The sequence below is a fragment of the Pseudoalteromonas luteoviolacea genome (assembly GCF_000814765.1).
In the GTDB taxonomy this organism is placed as follows: Bacteria; Pseudomonadota; Gammaproteobacteria; order Enterobacterales; family Alteromonadaceae; genus Pseudoalteromonas; species Pseudoalteromonas luteoviolacea_H.
In genome coordinates, this window is sequence record NZ_JWIC01000003.1 from 348,780 (window position 1) to 370,372 (window position 21,593).

12 protein-coding genes are annotated in these 21,593 nt (G+C 39.0%); 2 read left to right on the forward strand and 10 right to left on the reverse strand.

Features of this window, described 5'->3' with window-relative positions; all coding sequences use genetic code 11:
• Positions 1–673: 673 nt before the first annotated feature.
• The 6 genes from JF50_RS02840 to JF50_RS02865 all read right to left on the reverse strand — a co-directional run bounded on the left by JF50_RS02840 (position 674) and on the right by JF50_RS02865 (position 7,888).
• Entirely contained in the window at positions 674–1,507 is an 834-nt protein-coding gene (locus JF50_RS02840) for a hypothetical protein (RefSeq protein WP_039607978.1), read from the reverse strand.
• A 1,170-nt stretch (positions 1,508–2,677) separates the two neighbouring features.
• Positions 2,678–2,866, reverse strand: coding sequence for a hypothetical protein (locus JF50_RS26880; RefSeq protein ID WP_152614444.1), 189 nt, complete (start codon positions 2,864–2,866; stop codon positions 2,678–2,680).
• A gap of 554 nt (positions 2,867–3,420) precedes the next feature.
• On the reverse strand, positions 3,421–3,990 hold the full coding sequence (locus tag JF50_RS02845) for a hypothetical protein (RefSeq protein WP_039607979.1): 570 nt from the start codon (positions 3,988–3,990) through the stop codon (positions 3,421–3,423).
• Complete coding sequence (locus JF50_RS02850) at positions 3,987–5,579, reverse strand: hypothetical protein (RefSeq protein WP_039607980.1); 1,593 nt, start codon at positions 5,577–5,579, stop codon at positions 3,987–3,989. The genes JF50_RS02845 and JF50_RS02850 overlap by 4 nt, the downstream gene beginning before the upstream one ends.
• Before the next feature lie 1,037 nt (positions 5,580–6,616).
• Positions 6,617–7,246, reverse strand: coding sequence for a LysE family translocator (locus tag JF50_RS02860; protein ID WP_039607982.1), 630 nt, complete (start codon positions 7,244–7,246; stop codon positions 6,617–6,619).
• Positions 7,247–7,255: 9 nt separating this feature from the next.
• Positions 7,256–7,888: a hypothetical protein gene (locus tag JF50_RS02865; protein WP_039607983.1), complete on the reverse strand. Its 633-nt coding sequence runs from the start codon at positions 7,886–7,888 to the stop codon at positions 7,256–7,258.
• A 92-nt stretch (positions 7,889–7,980) separates the two neighbouring features.
• Here JF50_RS02865 and JF50_RS25915 point away from each other — a divergent pair, with 92 nt between their 5' ends.
• Positions 7,981–8,850 (forward strand): LysR family transcriptional regulator, encoded by an 870-nt coding sequence (locus JF50_RS25915; RefSeq protein WP_052262103.1) that lies wholly within the window; start codon positions 7,981–7,983, stop codon positions 8,848–8,850.
• Between the two features lie 179 nt (positions 8,851–9,029).
• Here JF50_RS25915 and JF50_RS02875 read toward each other — a convergent pair whose 3' ends face one another.
• From JF50_RS02875 to JF50_RS02895, 4 genes are all read right to left on the reverse strand, one after another.
• Positions 9,030–10,700 carry an energy transducer TonB gene (locus JF50_RS02875; protein ID WP_039607984.1) on the reverse strand — a complete coding sequence of 557 codons (1,671 nt, stop codon included), beginning with the start codon at positions 10,698–10,700 and terminating at the stop codon, positions 9,030–9,032.
• Between the two features lie 330 nt (positions 10,701–11,030).
• On the reverse strand, positions 11,031–17,093 hold the full coding sequence (locus tag JF50_RS02885; protein WP_039607986.1) for a leucine-rich repeat domain-containing protein: 6,063 nt from the start codon (positions 17,091–17,093) through the stop codon (positions 11,031–11,033).
• Positions 17,094–17,480: 387 nt separating this feature from the next.
• A complete protein-coding gene (locus JF50_RS02890) occupies positions 17,481–19,577 on the reverse strand; it encodes a TonB-dependent receptor (RefSeq protein ID WP_039607987.1) in 2,097 nt (698 codons plus the stop codon).
• A 12-nt stretch (positions 19,578–19,589) separates the two neighbouring features.
• A complete protein-coding gene (locus JF50_RS02895) occupies positions 19,590–21,029 on the reverse strand; it encodes a PepSY domain-containing protein (RefSeq protein WP_039607988.1) in 1,440 nt (479 codons plus the stop codon).
• A 268-nt stretch (positions 21,030–21,297) separates the two neighbouring features.
• On the opposite strand from JF50_RS02895, the gene JF50_RS02900 reads away from it, so the two are divergent.
• Complete coding sequence (locus JF50_RS02900; RefSeq protein ID WP_039607989.1) at positions 21,298–21,582, forward strand: YciI family protein; 285 nt, start codon at positions 21,298–21,300, stop codon at positions 21,580–21,582.
• Positions 21,583–21,593: the final 11 nt, after the last annotated feature.

Genomic DNA, 21,593 nt, shown 5'->3' on the forward strand with positions numbered 1-21,593 from the left:
TCTAAGTGTGAATAAGCCGATTATGATTTTATATACTCAGTTCCGATACAGCCTTATATTTCGGAGTCCTAGTTATAGATATCGAATATTTCAGCTAAATGACGGGGTTTTATGTAGATTTTAATGATGTTGCGCTTAGTGCAACTAGATACGCTGAGGTCGTAATTTAGCTCTATAGGGTAAAAAACACCCCAAAATAGCGTGATTTTGATCACAACGATCGAGCAACTTTTGCTAAATTGCGATTTAGGAACAGCTATAATTTTAATCTTTTTAAGCGCTTTATACGAATAATGTTCTATATAAAAATTCGATACTAATGCAATTCACGAGATAAAAAATTTTTAAATTTTTTTAAGGCTACAGCCATATTTTAACCTACTGAATGCAAGATAGGATTTTCAGGAAAGGCTGGCCACCAGTAAAAATCTTAACTACGCAACTAACAAGCCTTGGTGCGAGATGAAGTGACCCCCAATCTTAATTTGGGATTAGTCTAAGCAGTCGTCAATGTTTTATTCACTGTTAAAGTATGAATTGCTTTTTTATGGCACCTCCTAAGAGGTACCAGTGAATATCCAATTTGAATCTAGCGATAACGCCGCAGAGTCATCAGCAATATAGGTTGCAGTGACCGCTTAAAGCCAACTTTAAATTCGCGATGCGACGCATATCATTCCGGTTTATAAGGCCCATCCTCGTAAAGAGATATTATTTGAATCGTTTCAAAATCAAAAAATTGAAAGGTGTTTTTTTGTTTGTGTGTTGTTATTGTTTTCCGCTGCTCGTTATCATAATTAAGTGTGGCGTAAATGCTAACGGGGTGAGGGCACAGAGCTATTTTATCCGCGGGGATAACCAGCTCTCCATTTAGTTCAGAGAGGTTGTCTACGCGCTCTTCAATAATTTCATTTTGGCCACTACACAGATCCTGACCTTCATTTTGTGTACTTATTTTGTAGCGTATTTTGATGAGGTCTTTAGCGGTTTCGGGGTGCCAGGTAAGTACGACATCATTACCTGTAAAGGCAAATTGTTGATAATCAGCAGACTCGCCCGGATAAATGAACTGTGCCATCTGAGGCAAGTCCAGCTCAAAGCTTTCCATAACTGTGTTGTTACGAGTTAACTCAGCAAGCCAGATATGATTATCCTGATGTTGATACTGGGTGTCCTGCAATCCAGATACCTCTAACTTACAACACTGCTCAGCTAAAGAGCCTGTTTGGGGGATATTTTTTGCGTTGAATTGGTGTTTACTTGGGCTGGTAAATGTCAATTTATCTTGGCCGTTTAACTTTATCTTTCCTTGCTCTTTACCATACAAGTAAAACATACCATGGTAGCTCAACCCTGAGTTTTCAACACTGTCATTGTGGTTAGGGTTAAGCTGGGTAACGCTCAGCGTGACATCTCTAAATTCAAAGGATTCAGGCGCAACTTTGCTGGAGTCACTGCTATTACAGCCTGTTAAAAAAAATACTAGTGTAAATGCTGCTCTTCTCATATTGATTCTCCTTGGAGGTAACAGCGTGTTACCTCCTACAATTAAAAAAATTACCACTCCAAGTCAGATATTTTAAATAAAATCTGCTGATGTTTGCTGTGCGGTGATGTGTCGTACTTGGCTTGGGCAAATATATAGCCGAAAAACGCTAATGCTGTTGTACCAAAAATAGAGATGGGTGTCATGTATCTTTAATAAATACATCCATTTCAACGTTGCTATTAAAAATTGTGAGGCAAGACATGTCTTAAATTCCAGCCAGATTATAAAGTCGAGCAATTTATCTGGTGGTCAATTTACATTCAGCATGATTGGAGAGGTTTGTTTCTGCTTTGAAGCATGTTGTGGTGTAGTTGTGGTATAAATAGAAATGGGTGTCATGTCTCTTTATGTATCATGTATCTTCTTCACCGAACGATGGGTCCAAGTAGGTAGTTTTAGTGAGAAATAAAATTAACTCTTTCAATGTTTTTATCGAAATTATCATCGTTATTTCCTTGTTAATAAGTATTAGTTACTTGGTCGATGAATTAACTAGTTATATAAACTTTAAGGCGTTACTGGGATTATGGGGTGGGCTTGTTTTTGTGTTTAGTCCACTTATAACAGTTCCGTTAGCGTATATCTTTTGGAAGCATGGTATATCTAGAAGGTTTAAATTTTACTTTATAGCGACATGTACGCATGCTTCAGTTGGCATGTTTTTGCTATATGCATTAATAAATTCGCAAGTGTGACTTTTAATATAAATTTAATAGAGTAGCTCTCTTAGTTGAAAATTTTTAATGGCTGTTTCAGGTATAGGCTCACCCGATTCAGCTTCTTGGATCATGCCGACTATCTGTGATTTGGTGAATTTACTCTTTCAGACCGTAAAATTTCCTTTTTATATTATAGAAGTTCTACTGATGATCTGTTTCAGTTTATGGGGGAGTTACCTCTTTTTTATATGTGGTGCATTTGTATGTTGAATTCGCGTAATTTACTAGTAGTAACCATATGCGTTACTTCTAATTCTAACAAGACAGTAAAAATAGAGATGGGTGTCATAGATGTTCGAACAGTAGAATAGAGGTGTGAATAAAAATTAGTTAATAAAATTAGATACTACGTTTAAACTTTTAACCTAAAAAGGAGGTGATTTCCCCCCTTAATAACTTAAGTCTGAGATTAACACATTGCTGTATTACAAGTATTACAAGTTCTTTCTTCAATTGTATAGCAACGATTTGTAACATCTGTATCGGTACATACAGTTGTTACCCACCCTCCAGCTATTAAAGGTGTTGCCTCTTTGCATACTGACTGTGTATTTTTGTTTAGCTGTTTGTATTTCTTTTTAACTAATTTTAACTTCATAAGATTCCTGCCTTAATTATTCTAGTAACTCTCTATAAGCTATGGCTATGTTATTTAAAAAATCATAATATGTAAATTTTTTCTATGTTTAGTTTTTATTTATTTTAAATATATGTTTCATTGCGGTTTTAATATTTTATAAATTAACAATTTTAAAAATAGGGTTGTTCATTTAAAGTAACTTTAGATGGAAAGTAATATGAAAAAGCCCAAATTCACAGAAAGTCAGGTTTTTGCAATTTTGAAAAAGGTCGAATTAGATGTTATGGCCGTCCACGATATGTGCCATAAGCATAATGTTGGACAGAGTACTTGCGATAAATGAAAATTCAAATATGGCAGTATAGATCAGTCTGATCTTAATCGGATGATAGAACTTGAAGAAAAAATGCCAATGTCAGTCGTCAAAATGTTGCTTTAGAAATAAAATAGAGATGACACCCATTTCAACTTAGTCCTGATATTAATACGCAGCTTCAGAGGTTGGGATAAGTGGGTGTCTTTGTTGAAATTATGTTATTTAAAGGTGTCTATATCTGAGCGCTCGTAGAGAACTATATTCCTGGAGCTGTCCAGTCATCATCTTCCTCCACATCTTCCTCTAAATCTTCGTCATTAATTTTTTTTTGGCAAAATAGATTGAAGAAAAGCAACCCAATCAAAAATCCAAGGGTTACTCCAGAGATATTTAACATAGCCCTACGCATGTCTGCAGTCATCATTATCACTATGCCGAGAGCTATTGCTGTAAGCAGGGTTTTAAATGTAATTTGCAGCCAATCAATCTTACTTGTCCTGCCTTTTAATGAAGCAAGCATCAATGTATAAACTATTACCGCAATAAATACTGTTGGTAATATGAGTGACATTAGGTTAGATACGGATAAGCTAAAGTCCACCTTTTCTTTTATAACAGTTTGAAATGCATATACCCAGAAGCATATCATCAAAGAATAAAGCAGAGTTGTTCTACCACTCTTACGACCTGTAGCCCGCACTTTTAAGTTGAGCATGTAAATTATAATAACAATAGCGAGGCCAAGTGTAAGCCATGCAACATCAGCTTGATTCCAGTCAGAAAAAAATTCTGCAACAACTTCCCAAGGAGATTTACTATTTATCATGCACTTCTCCCAAATTGTGTAAATATATTTGTATCATGTTTCACATTTTCCTTTGATTCATCAGAGCGACTTTCGGCTACGATTTGACTACACATCCATAATATCGCTCTTGTTCTAAAGCCAATAATTGTTTTATTTTTTAGAGGTCTAGCTAGTTTTAATGAAAAAAACAGTCCGAGTTCCTTATGTAAGGTGTACTCATCCACTTCACTAACTAAGATGTATCCACAGTATCCCTTTTCACTAATATCCAATGAAAATTTAAGTATCCTTAAAATAGTTTTAAGCCTAGCAATATTTTGCGAATCAGTATTCAATGCGCTATGGTCGCATGAAAGAACGCATTCCATAGCTACCTCTTTCATGTCGTCGAGGTCATCGTTCTCAATGTTTAAAAAAGAAGTTGGCTTAGCTCTGATAAAGGCGCAAAGCAGTATCAAGAAATCGATGAAGATAGCTATAGCAAGCGCGCTAAATGCAAGCAAATCTTGATTGATGATACCTTGCATAGATGTAATGAATTTATGCGTATTTTCGTTGTTATTTATATATGTTTCATTTAACTCATCTGTGTAGGATTGTTTCTTCTCTTCAGTAATGTTCGAGAAGGAAATACACTTAATCATTAATTTCATTGCTTCATTTTTACTGATATCTCCCTCAAAACCACATGCTTCATTAAAGTCTTCAGAAGCTTTTTTTGCCTGTTTAATATATTGGTAGACTTGTAAGTCACTTACACTACAGTTGGGGGAGTTCTTTGTGGCTATCGAACACTGATTTGATAGTAGGGTGAGTAATGTCATATCACTCATTTCAAGCTCAAATTGAATCATATGGTTTTTTAAAGTGTCTAGAGCCAAAGCTTGTTTTTGCAATTCGCTATCTAGTTGCTTGTTTTTTGACTCCAGCTCTGCGAGTTTCAGTTCAAATTGTTGAGTACGATACCCATACCCACTCCCAGTATGAATTGCATTACCATTTCTATCTAACACATATGAACCTTTCTCTTCTTCTAGTATGGCTTTAGTCCTAGTATTATTTATTTCAGATAGTAATTTGTTTTTGTGTGACTCAGTTTTTTCTCTCAGATTATTCGCTTCATCAAGGATACCTAGCTTCCATTTTTCGTAGTCATCAACCCCTTTAGGAGTTGTTCCATTTAAATCATTTTTAATATTTCCTTTAATTTCATTTACCTTAGTGTTGAAGTAAATATCTTCTCGCTTTTGGCGTTCCTCTCCTTGATAAATAACGGAATACAAAGAGATGAAGGAAAAAAAGACAGACGTCGCCATTGTTATTAGATAAATACTAAGAAACCCTTTATGCAATCTATTTTCGGCCAAAAAGTCTGCAATCAGCATGCTGGATGTGAACATCATTCCTTGCATTCCAAATGAGATTAAAGCAGCAAGAGTTGCATTGGCAGTGAATTCATTTAAACCCATATATGTAGTTGCAAATGAGGCTGCTGAAAGAATTAGAGCCGCTACGATAGTAACTTGCTCTGTGCTTTTTCTGCTTTTCGAACCAAAAGCTAAATCCGATAAGTTATCAATTTGTTGATTTAGAATTTTTGACTGCAATTATAAATACCTTCCCTAGAGTAGTTTATATAATAATTACCTTAAGTTAACTCTTAGTTAATGATAACCTTTTTACGTTTGTAATTGCTATATCTTGTTGTGGTTTTTTATGGCAACAGCAATGAACAGGCCTATTAGCTTGGTGAATACCCAGTATCGCCACTGTATCGATACTTATGCGGGCTGGCGTCATATTTCCTGAAGTGGGGGCGGTCATTTTATGTAACCGAGTTTTAATGTTGGAGGTAATTTTTGCTAAACTATATCATTGGTTTAATTGTTTTCTTGCTAGTTATAAGTGGCAATGCTTTCGCTAAAGATTGTGAAACTCCCGAATCGACAATGTTTTTAAATCTAGTTCATGATTCTAAAAACATTACTAAATCAATCTCATCAGCTAAGAAGTTTTTAGATTATTTTTCATATGAGCCTTCATTGTACAAGCGCTACAAGAAGCATGTAGAGGATGAATTCAAGATAGGCTACCATTTTATTAAGTATAGACTGTCGATTCTTCCATTTTTGTCTTCAATTAAACGTATCAACTCTTTTGGTGTAATTTCTGAAGATAACACAGAAAGGTTAGTCTCTTTTAGTGTTGATTTTCATGACTATTTTTTAAAGGATGGAAACTACCGATGGGTCAAATACATTGTGATTAGTTTTGATCTTTCAACGCTTAAAGTTAGGAATATTAATGTACTAGGAGAGAGTGCTGAATCTACTTACATTGATGGTAGTCACGTAAAGTGCTCGATACTTAAGGAGTAAGCTTGTATGTATTATTTTTTACTTTTTATTAATTGCACTTTTGGCAATCAGCTTGCATTTACTCTTCGAATTTAAGCATAAAAAATAGCCATGATACATACATCTATTTGGAAGCGCTGTATGGTGGTACTCCAAATTGAAGCGAACCACCTATCGTTTTTATCCAAAATGATGAGTGAGTTACACTCAATGAAAAAACACATTTTATTCATACAGGCCGGAAGTTGATTTTAAAAATACCTTGTAACAAATGCCTGCTCATATACTTATTTAAGGCTCTCAAAGCCAATCACGCCCGCCAATATAAACATCACGCTGCCAGCTAATTTGTCTTGCCAGTGGTTTGAGTGATTGTTTTTATTAAGCATGCGACCTAATTTACCCGAAAGTAGTGCGATCGAGATATCACAGCATAAGGTAATGAGCGTGTATATCGCACCCAGTATTAGCAATTGCGTTGATACTTGTGCATCTTCGCTACTAACAAACTGGGGTAAGAAAGCTAAAAAGAATAAAGCTGTCTTTGGGTTGGTGAGTTCTACAACAAGGCTTTGCTTCATAATGGCAAAGTTATTTTTTTTGCTCAGTGAAGGACTATCAGCTGTTTGTTCGGCCGGCTTAAAATACTGCCAGCCTATATATACCAAGTACATGGCACCAGCCATTTTTAATCCCGTGTAAGCGATTGGGGAGTATTTAAAAATGGTTGCTAACCCTAACACTGTTGCAACAACATAGACAAAGGAACCTATCGCCATGCCACTTGCGGCCGATACACCGGCAATTGGCCCCTGACTAATACTGCGCGCCATAATATATAAAATAGAAGGACCAGGGGTAATACTGAGTAAAAAGCAGACGACGGAAAAAGCAACGAGCACTTCAATGGGAGGCATAGTAAGTCCTTATTTAAAATCTTTAGTTTCTAAGTATAGAGTTTGTGCACCCACAATGTCAGCCCTATCAAATGCTGTGACGGGTCCGTCTGTTGCGCTGTTCAGTTCTGTTTTTCCCCCAGCAAGCAAGTCACATTCAGCCGTTACTATTTGGTCAAAGCTTGGAGGTTTACCAATTTTATGTACCAGTAAACAGGTGTTTTGACCAAGTCCCAATGTATAAAACTGCCCATTTTGTTGAGATGGGTTCACGGACTTATTTAATAGGGTGTGTTGAACTTTAAATGTGATATTGCGGTATTTCATTTGACCTGAACGCTCGAAATGACCGATAAATATATCTCCCGAAAAGTGACTAAGTTGACCTGCTCTCAGTTTATTTAAAGAGAACCTTTGTGGTTGAACCGTTATCAGTTGGTTTGCCTTTAAGAGGGAGCTCAGGTGTGCTTTAAATTGATTTGGTAGTTGCGTTTCGAAAATAAATTGCACGGCATGCTTTCCTTTGGGCATCGGGAGGTGAGAAGCGTATATGCGGTCATTTATCGAAAATAAAGCCATGCCATGTATGCCCATGGAGTGGTCATGGGCACGAATAGAGCCAAAAAAGCAAATCAGTAATAAGTAAAAAAAAGCGTTTTTCATCGGGAGCCATTCATTGAAACGTGTTGGAGTGAGTCTAGAGTATGCTATTTTAAGTTCTAAATCGTTTCTAAATTGTGGTTATAAATTCCAAAATGGAAATAGCAGATCTACGCAAGTTTTTAGTCATCGCGCAGCAACAAAGTTTGCAAAAAGCGGCTCAGCGCCTGAATACCTCTCCTAGTGCGTTATCAAAATCTCTTAAGCGGTTAGAAAACTCTTTAGAGGTAAAGCTGTTTGACCGAGTAGGAAAGTCATTGCGTTTAAATGAACAGGGCTTATCGTTGCAGCCAAGAGCGGTGGCATTGGTAAATTTGGCTGATGATACAAAAACCCATATAAAACCGGGGAGCAGGGCGATAAGCTGTGTTGTAGCAGCGTCCAGTATTTTACAATTCAAATGGGCGAGTGTGTTAGCGCGCCACACCCTGCATACTGAGCACCTCTCATTAGTGTTTGATACACAATATGAGTCTGATGCGGTCAATAAATTGCTCGCCGGTGAAGTGGACTTGGCCATAGTAACGGGTGAGGTGATTAAAGAACTGCCAAATGAGGTCCGTTTAACACAGCTTGGTACGTTAACGATGCAGATTGCAATGGGGCATACTCATCCTTTACGGCCACACAAAAAAATTAACTTAACGGAAGTAGTCAAGTTTCCCTTTGCTGCGCCTGATACTTCGCCATTTTGTGGAGAGCAAAGCGGTGTCGGGTGTGATGGTTGGCAGGTACCAAAACTAGCTAGGCATATAAAATGGGTGGTTAATGATTATGCTGTACTTAGCCAGCTTGTAAAAAGTGGCTTGGCGTTAGCCTATTTACCTGATTATATTGTGAGGGAATGGCAGTTGGTTGCGTTATCAACTTGCCCAGATAACCTAGCGTACACTGAGCAAGTGTACTTACTGAGCCTAAAACCTGCACCAACATGGTTAAATCAATTGTTAGAAGACATCAGTTAGATATTGCCAAAGAAGTAAGGATTTCAAGTAGTCTACTGAACTAGTATACAAAAAAGTACTCGACAAAAAGCCCTCGTATTTGTGAAATAGCCCCAATAGTTGGGTGTTTCAATGACAGGGGCTTTTCCATTTTTGTGATCATCACCTACTTTTGTGATACATCAAATCCAGAGTGACGTTTATTGACTGCGGCCTATATTCCATGTGAAATGCACTTCAAGATCATTACCTCCTATGACGTTACCAGCATCGTCGAGTTCAACTTTATAGCGCCATTGTTCCAGTGCTTTGATCCCAGCTTCTTCAAAATAGCCTTTTGGAGTGGCATTCATTACTCTGATATTGATGGGCTCACCTTGAGTGTTTAAGTCAAATTTTAATATGATGCTTCCCGTAATGCCTTCTTTGGCAGCTTCCATTGGGTATGCGTATTCTTTTTGGTAGATAACTTTTGGCTTACTGTCATTAGATGCCTGCGTGGTTTGTGTTCTTTCTTGAATGTCTCCAAAATGCGAAAATACTTGATACATGTATAATATTTCCGCTCTTTCAGGACTTTGAAGCGCCTGATTCTGTAAAGTTCTTAAAACTTGACGGTTATTTTGTAGCTTGGCAATTCTCAGCAATAAACCTTCCATGTATGTGTCTGAGGTTGATTCGTCGTAATTCAGATGTTGTTCAAGTTTTTGCTTAGCCTGTTCAAATTCACCAAAATAGTAAAGCTCAACTATTTCCAGTCTCATTAAATATCGATGGTCTTCTGCATTGAGAATGTAACCGCTTAACGCTGTTCTGGCATGGTTTAGAGATAATTCATGTAGTTTGGCATCACTATATAAATAAGCTAATAGTCGATTAACCATAGCAGCGTCAAAGTCAGAGCTGGGCTGGATGGACTCAAGTAGGTTTTTTGCTTCCATAAAACTTTTGTCTTTGAGCAGTTTTTGCGCCTTTTTTAGCGCTTTTTGAACTGGGCCTGATGGTGACTTTTGTGCACGTTGTCTATGACATTGGTAGGTCATTACCCGGCATGTTGAGTTGTCTTTGAGTTTGCGAGTTTTGTTAATTTGCAACTTAACTTGTGAATGGGTTAAACGGTTTTTGTTTACTCGTGATTGTATTTCATCCAGTACTTCTTGGGCAGCTTGTCGTTGCTCTTGCTCATCAAACATGGTTTGAATTTCGAGTAACAAGTCGTGACGCTTTTGGTCTCGTTTCAGTTGAGCGATTTGTTCAAACAACTCGAAGATATCCATATCAAATGGCTCATCGATATAGGCGAAATACTGTAATGCCTTTTCCTCGCTCATGTCGAACCAACCTAGTTCAACTAGAAGCATAATTTCAAGGTAAAGTGCTGATTTGTATTCTTCAGCAGGTAAATTGCCACTGTCTATCGCTTTTAAAATGTAGTCTAGAGCGACAGCGTTTTTACCCATTATTTCCGTATTTAGATTAGCTAAATGGTAATGCAGTATAGCCTGCTCATAATCATTTTTAGCTTTAACGCTTTCCAACCTTCTAGCGGCGGATATCGCAAAACCTCGGTCTGCGATATTTAATGCGGCGGATAAATTCTTGTCGGTTTCTTTACTGAGCGCGGGTGCTTTGCGCTGTGAGTGACAGTGATATTTCAGAGGCTCGCAACTGATTTCAACAGGGAGGGAGTCTGTCGAGATGTCATTTTGTTCTTTTGCCGTCACTATTTCTGGTGCCATTTCTTCGGGCGTCACTACCACAGGGGAGCCATTGTCAGCAGGCAGCTCTGTAACCGGAGAAGGAGAAGAGGACTCGCACCCCGCTAGTATTGTAAAAGTCAGCAGTGCTAAGGTGAGTTTTTGTTTATTCATTGTTATGCTCCCTATGTTATACATACAAATTTTAGCATTTGGCGGTGGTGTGTTGAAGCATAGTAGATGGTTTGGACTATGGGCAAAAGTAAATCAATGTCAACGTTTCCGTTGTTTTTAAAGAGGCACGCATCATGTTTTTATCTGTTCCAAACGTGCTTTTAAACTCGAATTCGAAATCGAATATTAAGCAAAAACCTGTCTTTACTGCTACAGCTGAAGGCGCTTTATATGTGCAAAGACAATTAATTGTGCGTTGGAATGAAACGATTTGTCTCTTCAATTATAAAAAAAGCCGCTTGCTAGCGGCTTTTAGAGTTTAAGAGTAGATTAATTTATAATTTTATACCCTTGTTGATCTATGACTGCTTGTGCCTTTTCACTGACTTGTGTGCCTTCCAAATACATAGTGATGTCTGTATTTGGCCCAGGAATAATCGATTGCAGCGTATTATTCTTAAAATAAACGTTCCATAACTTCTCAGCGTCAGACAAGTCCAGTTCAGTGAGGGTGTTATCCGATGCACTTAACCAAGTTAACTCTCTTAAACCTGTAAGTTGGAGTTCTTTTAACTTAGTATTATCCGCACTCAAAGTGCGCAGGTTTAGTAAATGCGGAGTATTAAGTGTGTCGATTTGAGTGTCATTAATGCTAAGTGACTTAAGTTGACTGCCTTCTATCGTGATGAGTGATGTTAATGGGTTATCGTAAGCACTCAAAGATTTTAACTGCTCAACTTGTGAAATATCCAATGTCGTAAACTGGTTTTGCGCTATATTAAGCGCTTGTAGCTGAGCATATTGAGATAAGTCTAAGCTGGTCAGTTTAGATAGTCGGGCATCTAAGTCGGCAAGCGCGTGACTTGGTGTGACGCCTGCAATTTGTGCAATCCCACTTTGTGAAATGTCGACTTCTTTTAGTGCTGTGTTGTGCGTCAGATCGAGTGTATCGATTATGCTCCGCTTTAGTCTTAACGTTTCTAAACCTTGTGCTTGAGAAAGATCGATGGCTTTCAGCTTGTCGCTGTCAACCGATAAGCTACCAAGCTGTGCTGCATTCATAAATGCAAGGCTTTCCAGTACATCACTCTCAATACCTACATGTTCTAAATTAGGTGATGGCGTGAAGGTCAGGTTAGGCGTATTTTGACCCCGAAGATAAAGATATCTGAGTCTTTGTAATGAACTCATATCTACATCGGTGGCAAGTGAGCTCTGAATCGAGAGCGTTTGCAGTCGAGGGAGTTTGCTCAACTCTGAAATCGATTTGTTATCTAGTGTCACCGCCATTGAATTAAATTGCAGTGCTGATAGGTTAATAAAGTTACTTAGGCCGGTTAGATCATTGATTGTATTATGTTCATCGCTGCCAATACAGTTTAACGCTTGGCCATACAGAAGAAAGGTAGGGCTATAATGTTTGTAGTTATCGATACACGCTTTTAAAGCAGGATCAGTTACGCCGATTTTTTCCGCGATAGAGTCGGGTATTTCCTCCACTTTTATAGTTACTTCGCAGGGGCTTTTGATATCACTGGCCCCATATGTCAAATAGCGCGCATTATGTTCGCGATATTGAAGCCCACAACCTTCGACGCTGCTAACATAAAAGCCACTTTTCTTTGCAGATGCCGTTAGCTCTAAGTTATGTTCATGTAAAATGGTGCCGTTTTGTAAATTTGACGTCACAGTACCAGGGCCATCTATATTAAGTTTGATAGGGTGTGCAGGTACGGTGTATTCTAAAAATCGCTTGTTTTTTTCGCTACATTCACCATCTTTAGGAATTTCACAAAACCAAATGCCACTTGAGTTGCTTTCGATAGGAACAAAAAGAACAATGTCACCAGTAGATTCCTTAACCATCCCCTCATGGTCAAATGTATACATTACTTCTTTATTGCGGGTATATACAGGTGTAACAAGGTTAAAACCTTTTTGGGCATAGGTAAGCTCCCAAATGTCTATACCGTGTTTTGAACGCTCGTATAACCTTAGCGAACGGAAATAGCTAGGGTTTGCTTTCATAAGTGCGCGATGGCTTATTTCTGTTGGTGTATTATCGGTATTTAAAACAGAAAGGTGCCTGATATTATTTACATATCGGTAGACGTAAAATTGTTGCCCATTTTGTGCAAGAAGCTCATAGTCTCTTTCAAAACTTAGTAAACAGCCGTTCATTGTTTTTGTACAAGTAGGTGTGGCTGTGACTGTTAGGCGGTTATTTTTTAGAGTGGTGATTTCAGTACCATGTAAATTAGCTCTTCTTGCGATGCCATCGCTATACAGAGTGAAGTCTCCCCAGTCGTCTGATAAGTTACCAGCAATATCCGCGAAGCTAAATGGTGTGTCTGCTTTTTTAATAAACGCGCCAACCCCAACTCTGAGCCAGTCATAATATTGTGGGTCGTCCAATGCAATTGATGACTGCTCAATAGATAAAACATGGATACCGTTGTGCTCTGAAACCACTCTAAGTAGCGCATAATCTGTATTATTAGCGGTCAATTCAACTAAGCCCTCTGGGGTTATTGTCCAATTGAACGAAAACGCTTTATCTTCTAAGTGCTCAGCTATGTACCTGCCCATGTTGAGGCTGCCAGTGCCATCTTGGTTAAATGTGAGTGAGACGTTTTTCTGTGCATTCGAAGATTCAGAATCGATGTAAGTATCAAAAGATAAAGCCCACTCACCAATGAGTTTATCCATTAATGGCATCGGTGTAATTTGCTTAGTTGCCTTAACCGCTATTGGTTCTAAATATTGAAGGTCATCTTCGCGCTTATACTCTAACCAAGATATAAATAGTTGCTCTCCTTCATAGGTGAACTTAAAGCCAGCTATCTTGATAAATTGTGTATTGTTATCAAAAGAAACCGGCTTATTGATTGGGATGCTAGTGTAAGCGCTGTCAAATTTGGCTACATATTCAGTGTCTGAGTGCTTTTTTATCGTGAACTTAGGGAGCCTTGAAAATGAGCGAACTTCATACTCAGACTTAAGTATACCTTGTCCATCTTTACTAATATTAAAGATAAAGTGCAGAGGCACGTTAAATTGGTCTGTACTGTCCATCATTACTGTGGTTTCACCTAGATGAAGAGGACGGGGAGAAAAATCTACCTCTATCTCACAGTCTTCGGTGGGGTTGGTGATTTTGAATAATGATGTGGTTAATCCTTTATCAATAAGCTCACCCTCACAGCCACGCACGTAAATGAGCTCGTTGTTTTTTTCTGGTGTTAACACAAGTTCAAAGTCCTTGCCAAATTCAAACGCAGTCACCGTGGGGACTACTAAACCTTGGCCGGTTTGCTTGATATTTATATTTAAATGAGGCCATTCAAATTTGAACTGACGACCACTGCGAGGGCCGCAGTCAAAATTATTGACACAGATAGCCAGGCCTTCTTGGTTTGCCTGACCAATAGTGAGATATACAACCGCACTGTTCACTGTGTTGGTTAATTTAAGATGGCCATCTGCGAGTTCAGCCCAATAAATCCCGTCGTTGTATTGAACTTTTGGACGACAGTCACTGTGTGCTTGCGGTGGGCAATTTTCTATTTGCTTTAAGTTTATACCCCTGCCGTATTCTTGCGCGAGCAGGTTAACTGAGCCTACCAATAAATGAGGCGCGGTGGTGCTGCTGAAAAAGGTTTCATCAAACTGCGTAGGCTTGTTAATTGCTTTATCGCTTAATTTGTAAATATGCATTGAACGCGCAACTTGTACTACAGAGTCATTTGTATGCTCAAAAGCGGTGTGTTGAATTGCAATTAAATTATCCGATGAGGCGATTAACTCATATGTCTGGCGCTTGGTGATTGCACATTGTGTTAGCGCGACATCACAAAATGCGCGGTCTTGTCCAGAGAATTGGTAGTGATTGCGTGTTAGCTTGCCCTGCTGGTTTTCAACCTTGACATTATGCTGCCAGTTAAAGTGAAACTTATTCTTATCATCTACGACAAAAGCGTGTTTATCACCTTTTGTTTTAAAAGGTATCCATGTTTTTGCGAAGTTAATATCGTCAAAATTAATGTTTTGATGGCGTACCATGACCCCTGAAGTCACTTTTCCATCGTTTACCAGCACTTGTAAGCCGAGCTTGAACTCTCTGACAATATTGAGAGTTAATGTACGTTGTGGGTGCTTTATTTGTAGTGTTTGGCCGCTATCGATCAACTCCCAGCTAGCGGTCATTGTCTCAGTACCATTATTGAGCTCAACTTGGCTGTCATTTATAAAATTCAATCTTAGTGACTTTAATAGAGAGTCACTTTGTGAAAGTTGTAATGACCATTCACCTTTGAAGTTGTCTCGTTCTGGCTGAATAAATGCACTTTTATTTGCAAGCTTAGCGATAAAAGGAGCGGGCCCTTGCTCGGCATTATTTGAAAGTAGCACAGTCTCTACTGTATGTGCGCTATTTTGGCTTTCTATGATGTTCAGACTAAGCCCAAATAAATCTATGTTGACTCCAGTGAGAGTCGTCGGTGTATTGAATACTATATTGATGGTGTTGTTTACTTTTTGCCAAGTAAAGTCACTGTCGTTGGTATTTGCAACAAAGCCCGTACCGTCGGCTTCCAATTTTAAAGCCAAGCCCAAACCGTTAAAAAATCGCGCTTCAGAGAGGAAGTAGTCTCCAGCTGCTATGGTTGTTGCTGCTTTTACTAAGTCACTATCTTGCTCGATAGCCGTTTGAATTTTCGCCAGCAATTCAGCTTGCTCTTCTTCCAATTGTACTATTGCGCTATCAGCAGTGTCTTCATCTTGTACTAATTCAAGGGTATTTTTGACGTTTTCAGGCAATGTGACGTTATGATCGACGATGGCTTTTATCAGCTTAGCTAAACGCATTTTCTCAGCTGGTTCGACATTTTTTCGGGCTTTTTCAAGCTCATCGGCTGTTTTTAGCTGGTTGACCTGCCTTTTAATGAGTGCAAATTCAGAGGTGGTTATATTGGTGACATTCACACCAAATTCTTCATTGGCATCTAGTTGCTTATCTTCACCTGCTTTTTGCGTGAGGTGCGCTAAATCGCCAAGCTGAGAGATAAATTCAACATGGGCATTGTTCTGCGCGAAGGAACCGGTTGCTCTGAGTTTTGCAAGCTCGGTTGACTGTGACTCGTCATACACGATGTCCAGCTGATATGCACCTGTTTCATCAGCTTGTGTCGTAAAGGTTTGACCATCAAATGTGAGCTCTACATTCGCATAAGCGATCGGTTGATCAGTCACTTTGCCAGCAAGCGTTAATTGCTGTGTGATGGCACTAATTTCGACGGTGTGAGTGGTACTGGTGGTGAGCCCTTGATCATCGGTTGCGTCAAGTTTAAAAGTAACACGCGTATCCTCTTGAATATCAGGTGACTTCACAGTCAGTGTTTGCGTATCGCGCCCATTTAAGGTTAATGCAAGCTCGCCTGAGTAAGACCATTGATAGCTTTGTATTTCTCCGCCATCAATATCTCGTGCTGTACCTTGCAAAATAAAGCTTTGCTTTTCTTCGATGTGGTCAGGACCATTAATGGATACATCTGCGCCAACATTGTCTAATGCTTTGATAGTCACCGTGTGACTTTTGGTGTTCGTTGCGCCCTGATTATCTTGTGCAGAAGCTGTAAAAGTGACAGTCTGATTTTCAAATATATTAGGTGTTGTTATGGTGAGTATCGAAGAGTCGACGCCATCTAGGCTAAGGGCTAGCGCTGAGTCATGTTCCCATTGTATTGATTTGATTTGTCCATCGCTATCAAGCGCGTCAGCATTGAGCGAAAATACGGTGTCTTCAAAGACTGATTCAGGGCCAATGATATCGAGAGAAGGCGCTAAATTGGCCAAAGCCTCAACAGTCAAAAGATGCGTTGCGGTTGTTTGAGCACCATGGTTGTCTGTTACTGTCAGTGATATTTCAGTGTCTACGTGCGCTAGGATATTATGACTGGTTATGGTTAACGTCGAAGCATACTTGTCTTGTGCTGTGAATAACGCATCGTCATAGTGCCAGCTATAATGGCTTATTTCACCATCAGTATCAGTTGCGTTGGCATGCAAAGTGATGGGTACTTGTTCTAGAACTTTTGTGCTGCCAGTGATATTTAATTGAGGAGATTGATTATTATTACTACTGGCATTACCGTCATTTTTAGAGTTGTCGCTGCCGTTATCAGGGTTATTATTCCCTTTGTTGTCAGAAGCATTCTGGTTATTTTCTGGGTTATTACTATTTGAAGTCTTGCCTTCGTCTGTTAATTGAGACCCTGAATTTTTATTTTCTAAGCTCTTAGTGTTATTGTCAGAGCCGCCGCACGCACTTAACAGCGTACTAAGTGCCAGACAAGCTAATACTTTACGTTTTGTCCTTAAGTTACTCAATGTCATCTTATATCCTTGATGTCTCTTTTTTGAATATTTTAAGCATATTTATTTATGGTTTTTTCAGATCTATAAAAACTTAAATATATCATTTATTCTATTTTTTTTGAATGTATACTCTATATAATATGAGTGTTTTTTATCGGTTTTTAGATTTATTTACTTTTCATATTCAATATTCTTGGGTTGTAATTGGTTCTGTCTGATCAGAATGGCTTTAGGGTCGCTGTTGAGATTTGCAAATATAAAATATTTTATAGCATGTTTGAATAACACTAAATGCAATGGGGAAGGAGGAAAGCCAATTTTTATATACTCAATCAGGGTGATTTTAAAAAGGAGTCCAGTTTCTTTGGACCCCTTTAAAATTTTTAATCAACTTGAAATGTGTCACTAAAATGTATAACTCAATCCAACATAAGCCATACGGGGAGCACCAGGTTGAATACGCTCTTTGTTAAATCTAATCTCAGCTTGTAGAGCATATGTTTTATCTGTGATATTGGCTACCCGGGCATGTAATTTTAGCGCATCAGTCACTTGATAATTTGCTTTTAAATTGGCAATGGTATAACCACTATATTGACGAGTATTTTCCGAGTCCATCCAATAGTCGCCAATACTTTTTATTTCAGCAGTGACATTTAATCCAGCAATAAATTGGCTATTGTAGTTTAAACGGAGGTTAGCAACATATTCGGGTGCCATAACTAGACTGTTGTTGGATAAATCATCGTCCTCGTTTTTAACTAAGTTATTCCCTTTAATATAATGCACAAATTCATGGTCTGATTGACTATAAGCCAGCGCTAAGGACCATGTTGGAGAAAATGTATAGGTAGTGCCAAGCTCAAATCCTTGATGTCGAACTTCCGATGCATTAACTCGGAAACTAGCACCATATCCATCAGTTGCAGTCACAATGGCTTCTTTGACGTCCATTACATAGTATGCGAGCTCAATAGAAAGGTTTTCCAAGTTGGCTTTATATCCCACCTCATAGGTATCGGATGTTTCTTCATTGATTGAACCTAGTTGCGAACTCGTTTCCTTGGATTTAAGGTGGTAGAGCTCTGACGCTGTCGGAATGCGAATTGCATTTGCATAGCGAGCATAAATGCTAGATTGCGCGTCTAATGTGTAATTTAAGCTGGCTTTTGGACTCAAGTGTTTGAAAGTATCTTCTCGGCTTGCAATAGAGCGGTTGCCAAATCCGTCGTTATCATACGCGGGCAGTTTGTTATCAAACTGATACTTATTATGATCGTACCTTAGGCCTAATGCATAGCTTAATTGTTCTGTTAATTGGCCCGAATGCTGAATGTAGGGCGAGATCCCTGTGAAGGTTGTTGAGTCTTTGTAAAATATATGGCCTTGAGGGTAGGTGGCAGCTCCCCAGCCAGTGGTTGTCACTGTAGTTGGTTGGTATGAAAAGTCATCCCCTTCTGAGCGCTCTAAATCTATACCAAATGTGGTTTCAAAATTTACGCTGTGTCTAAAGTTGGTTAAGGCTAAAAGGCCGATGCTCCTGACGCTGGATTCAATATTTGGCATGCTTGGCTGCCAAGTTGCTATATAATCATTGGTCCGATAACGAAAATAAGGGATCACTGAGGCATAAAGGTCGTTATCATCATACACATATTCTGAGCTAATTCTCAGGTAGTCCGTTTTTCTGCGAGGATCAATGGCGAGTACAGCTGGTTGCAGGCCAGATTGTGTCGGGTCTTGTAAAAATGCTTCTTCACTTAATGTGTTTAGCATTTGCTGATCTAATGTAGATGCAATCAAGCTTGTTCTTAAGCTTTGCTTGCCGTCAAGTTGTAGTTCATGCAACACATTGAGCTCAGACTTCTCGACACTGCTGTGATCTCTCCATCCTTCATTATTTAAGTAGGCTGCACTCACTCTAATGCCGTTTGAGTCTGACATGTTGTATGTCTTACTACCGTTCACTCTTTGATAGCTACTTTCACCTAATGTGATACCGAATTCGTTGCTATCCTCGTCTATCGGTGCTGAAATGACATTGACGGTTGCAGCAACTGCGCCAGAGCCATACAGACTGGTCCCAGCCCCTTTAATGACTTCTAAACGAGAAACTGAGGAGTTAGTACTTGCCCACCAAAGGGCATTATGGTTATAAAAAGCGGCTGATTGTAAAGGGACATTATCTTGTAAATATAGCGTATACCCCCCGAAATTTATCGGCATACGGATCGCAGCATTGTGGCCTTGTCCACCGGACAGTTGATTGAGTAAAACGCCTGAAATGGTTTCGAGTGATTCTGACACATGTTGCGCGTTATCATTTCTTATCACTTCGGTTGACACGCTGCCAGCGCTGAGCGCTAAGTCAGTATTGGCTTTTATTGTCCGACTGGCTGTGACAATGATTTTTTCAATATCATCATTTTGTTGTTGCGCCCAAACTACGTCAGCCTGCAAAAGTGCAATGGCAATGAGGGAATAAGAAAAGCCAGATTTCATTATGCTTGTTCCTTAGTTATTTTCTAATAATTCGTTATTTTTTAAGTTACGTTGCAGTTTCGCACGACGCTGGCGAAGGCGTTTTGAAAAGTACATATAAGTACCTGTTAAAGCAACTAAAACGAGACCAAGGCAGATCGCAGTGATGATACTATCACGCAAGCCCTTACCCAGGGGGTTTAAAAAGTGATATTTATGTAGGTATCCAAAGTGCCAACTGCGTGCTGTTTGCCAACGATCATTAACCGCAGCAATATAGCCGGTATGAAGCTCTACGCTGTAAAGTACTTCCGGTGAATGCTCAAAGCTCAGTTGCTGCACTGGCAAACGTTTGTTGATGAATCCGTAAGTTGGTCCGAATTTATCAACTTTTTCGCTGTGATTAAGGGGACCGGAAACTTCAAGTTGCTCAAGTAGTATAGATTGTACAAAGCTGCTGTTGTCATAGGTGGTCTGTTGGGTGTCCCAATATGAAAAATGCATTGCTCGCTTTTCAAAAGACACGATTTGACTGACGATCTGCCCATTGATATTGACTAATTGAAAGTTATCTCCTTGCGCACTGAGCAGGGCCTGTACAGGGTCGTGGTTAATATCCAAAGTGGCAATTTGGTTATTAGGTTGTAGCGTTCTAAACGCTTGTACAAAGAATTTGTCGATCAAGATATGTGTGCTGCTGCTTGAAAAGCCCAGTAGACAAAAGCTCAATATGAGTCCCGTCCCTCTATGAAATGACCTAATCGACTGCTGATTTGATTTTATCCTTGGCCAGAGCACACTGTATGCGATTAAACCTAGGGTAGCCATCACCAGTAGTGCGATACTTATCATGAGCATTGGTACAATTCGCCATGGGCTATGTCTGTCGCCTGCGAATTGCCAAGTATGAAGTTGTTTAAACCAATATGAAAGGGTATCTCTCAGAGGGGTGTTATGGGCTGTGATCCGCTTCGCAAGCGTATCGATATACAGGTGATTGCCAGTATCCAGTTGTATGCGGTAAACAGGTAATACTCTATTTATTTCAGGATAAGCCGCACTAAATTGTGTGATGAGCTGGGCGTCGACGATATTCTGTTTACTCCACCTTTTGGCGAGATACTGAGCATATTCAATGTCTGTCAGGTTTAGTTGTGACTCGCTCAGCGGCAGATAATGTACATCAAGATGATTAAGTGATTGTTCCATCACTTGATAAAAGAGGCTGCCATTGTACTCCACTAGGCTGGCGTGACTGAACTGAGCAATCTCCCGCTGCGTTAGTGCAACTTGTAGTGCTATGTAATTTTTTAAATCACTTTTATTTATTTTGACCGGACTGGATTGAATAAATGGCGCTTTTGCAAAGTGCGACATCGCAGGGTGCAATAAGCCTGATAGTGCCCAAATAACAAAGGGAATGAAACAAAATAGTGCAATTCTTCTATGCCAAGTTATCAACTGTTTTAGCATTTGATTATTATTATATTGAGGATAATTGTTGGATTATATGTAATTAATTTGCAGCTAGGTATGTGACAAATTGTCGCACAATACTTTAAATCATTTCATTAGTGCTAAAACTTCATATGTTGTAAGTAAATGTAAAGTAAGACTATACAGTTCGCGTTTCGATTGTTACATTTATCATTGTGCTAAAATGGGTACGGAAATTTGTCTTTAACTTATCCAGTTTGGCAGCGCAAAGAGTGCGCCTAATCAATAACACAAGGAACACGCCATGTTTATCGTCACGCTTAATTATCTTGTTGGCTTATCTGAAGTTGAGAAGTATTTACCACTGCATAAAGAGTATTTAGATCGCTGCTATGACGATGGTATTTTTCTCATGTCGGGTCCAATAGAGCCTCGCACGGGAGGTGTTATTTTAGCAAAGTCTTCTTCTAAAGAAGCGCTAGAACTAACATTGAATGAAGATCCGTTTTTTAAAACAGGTATTGCCGAATATCAAATTACTGAATTTGTGCCAACAAAGTCTAAAAAGGAGCTAAGTTATTTGCTTTAAATAACGTGAGC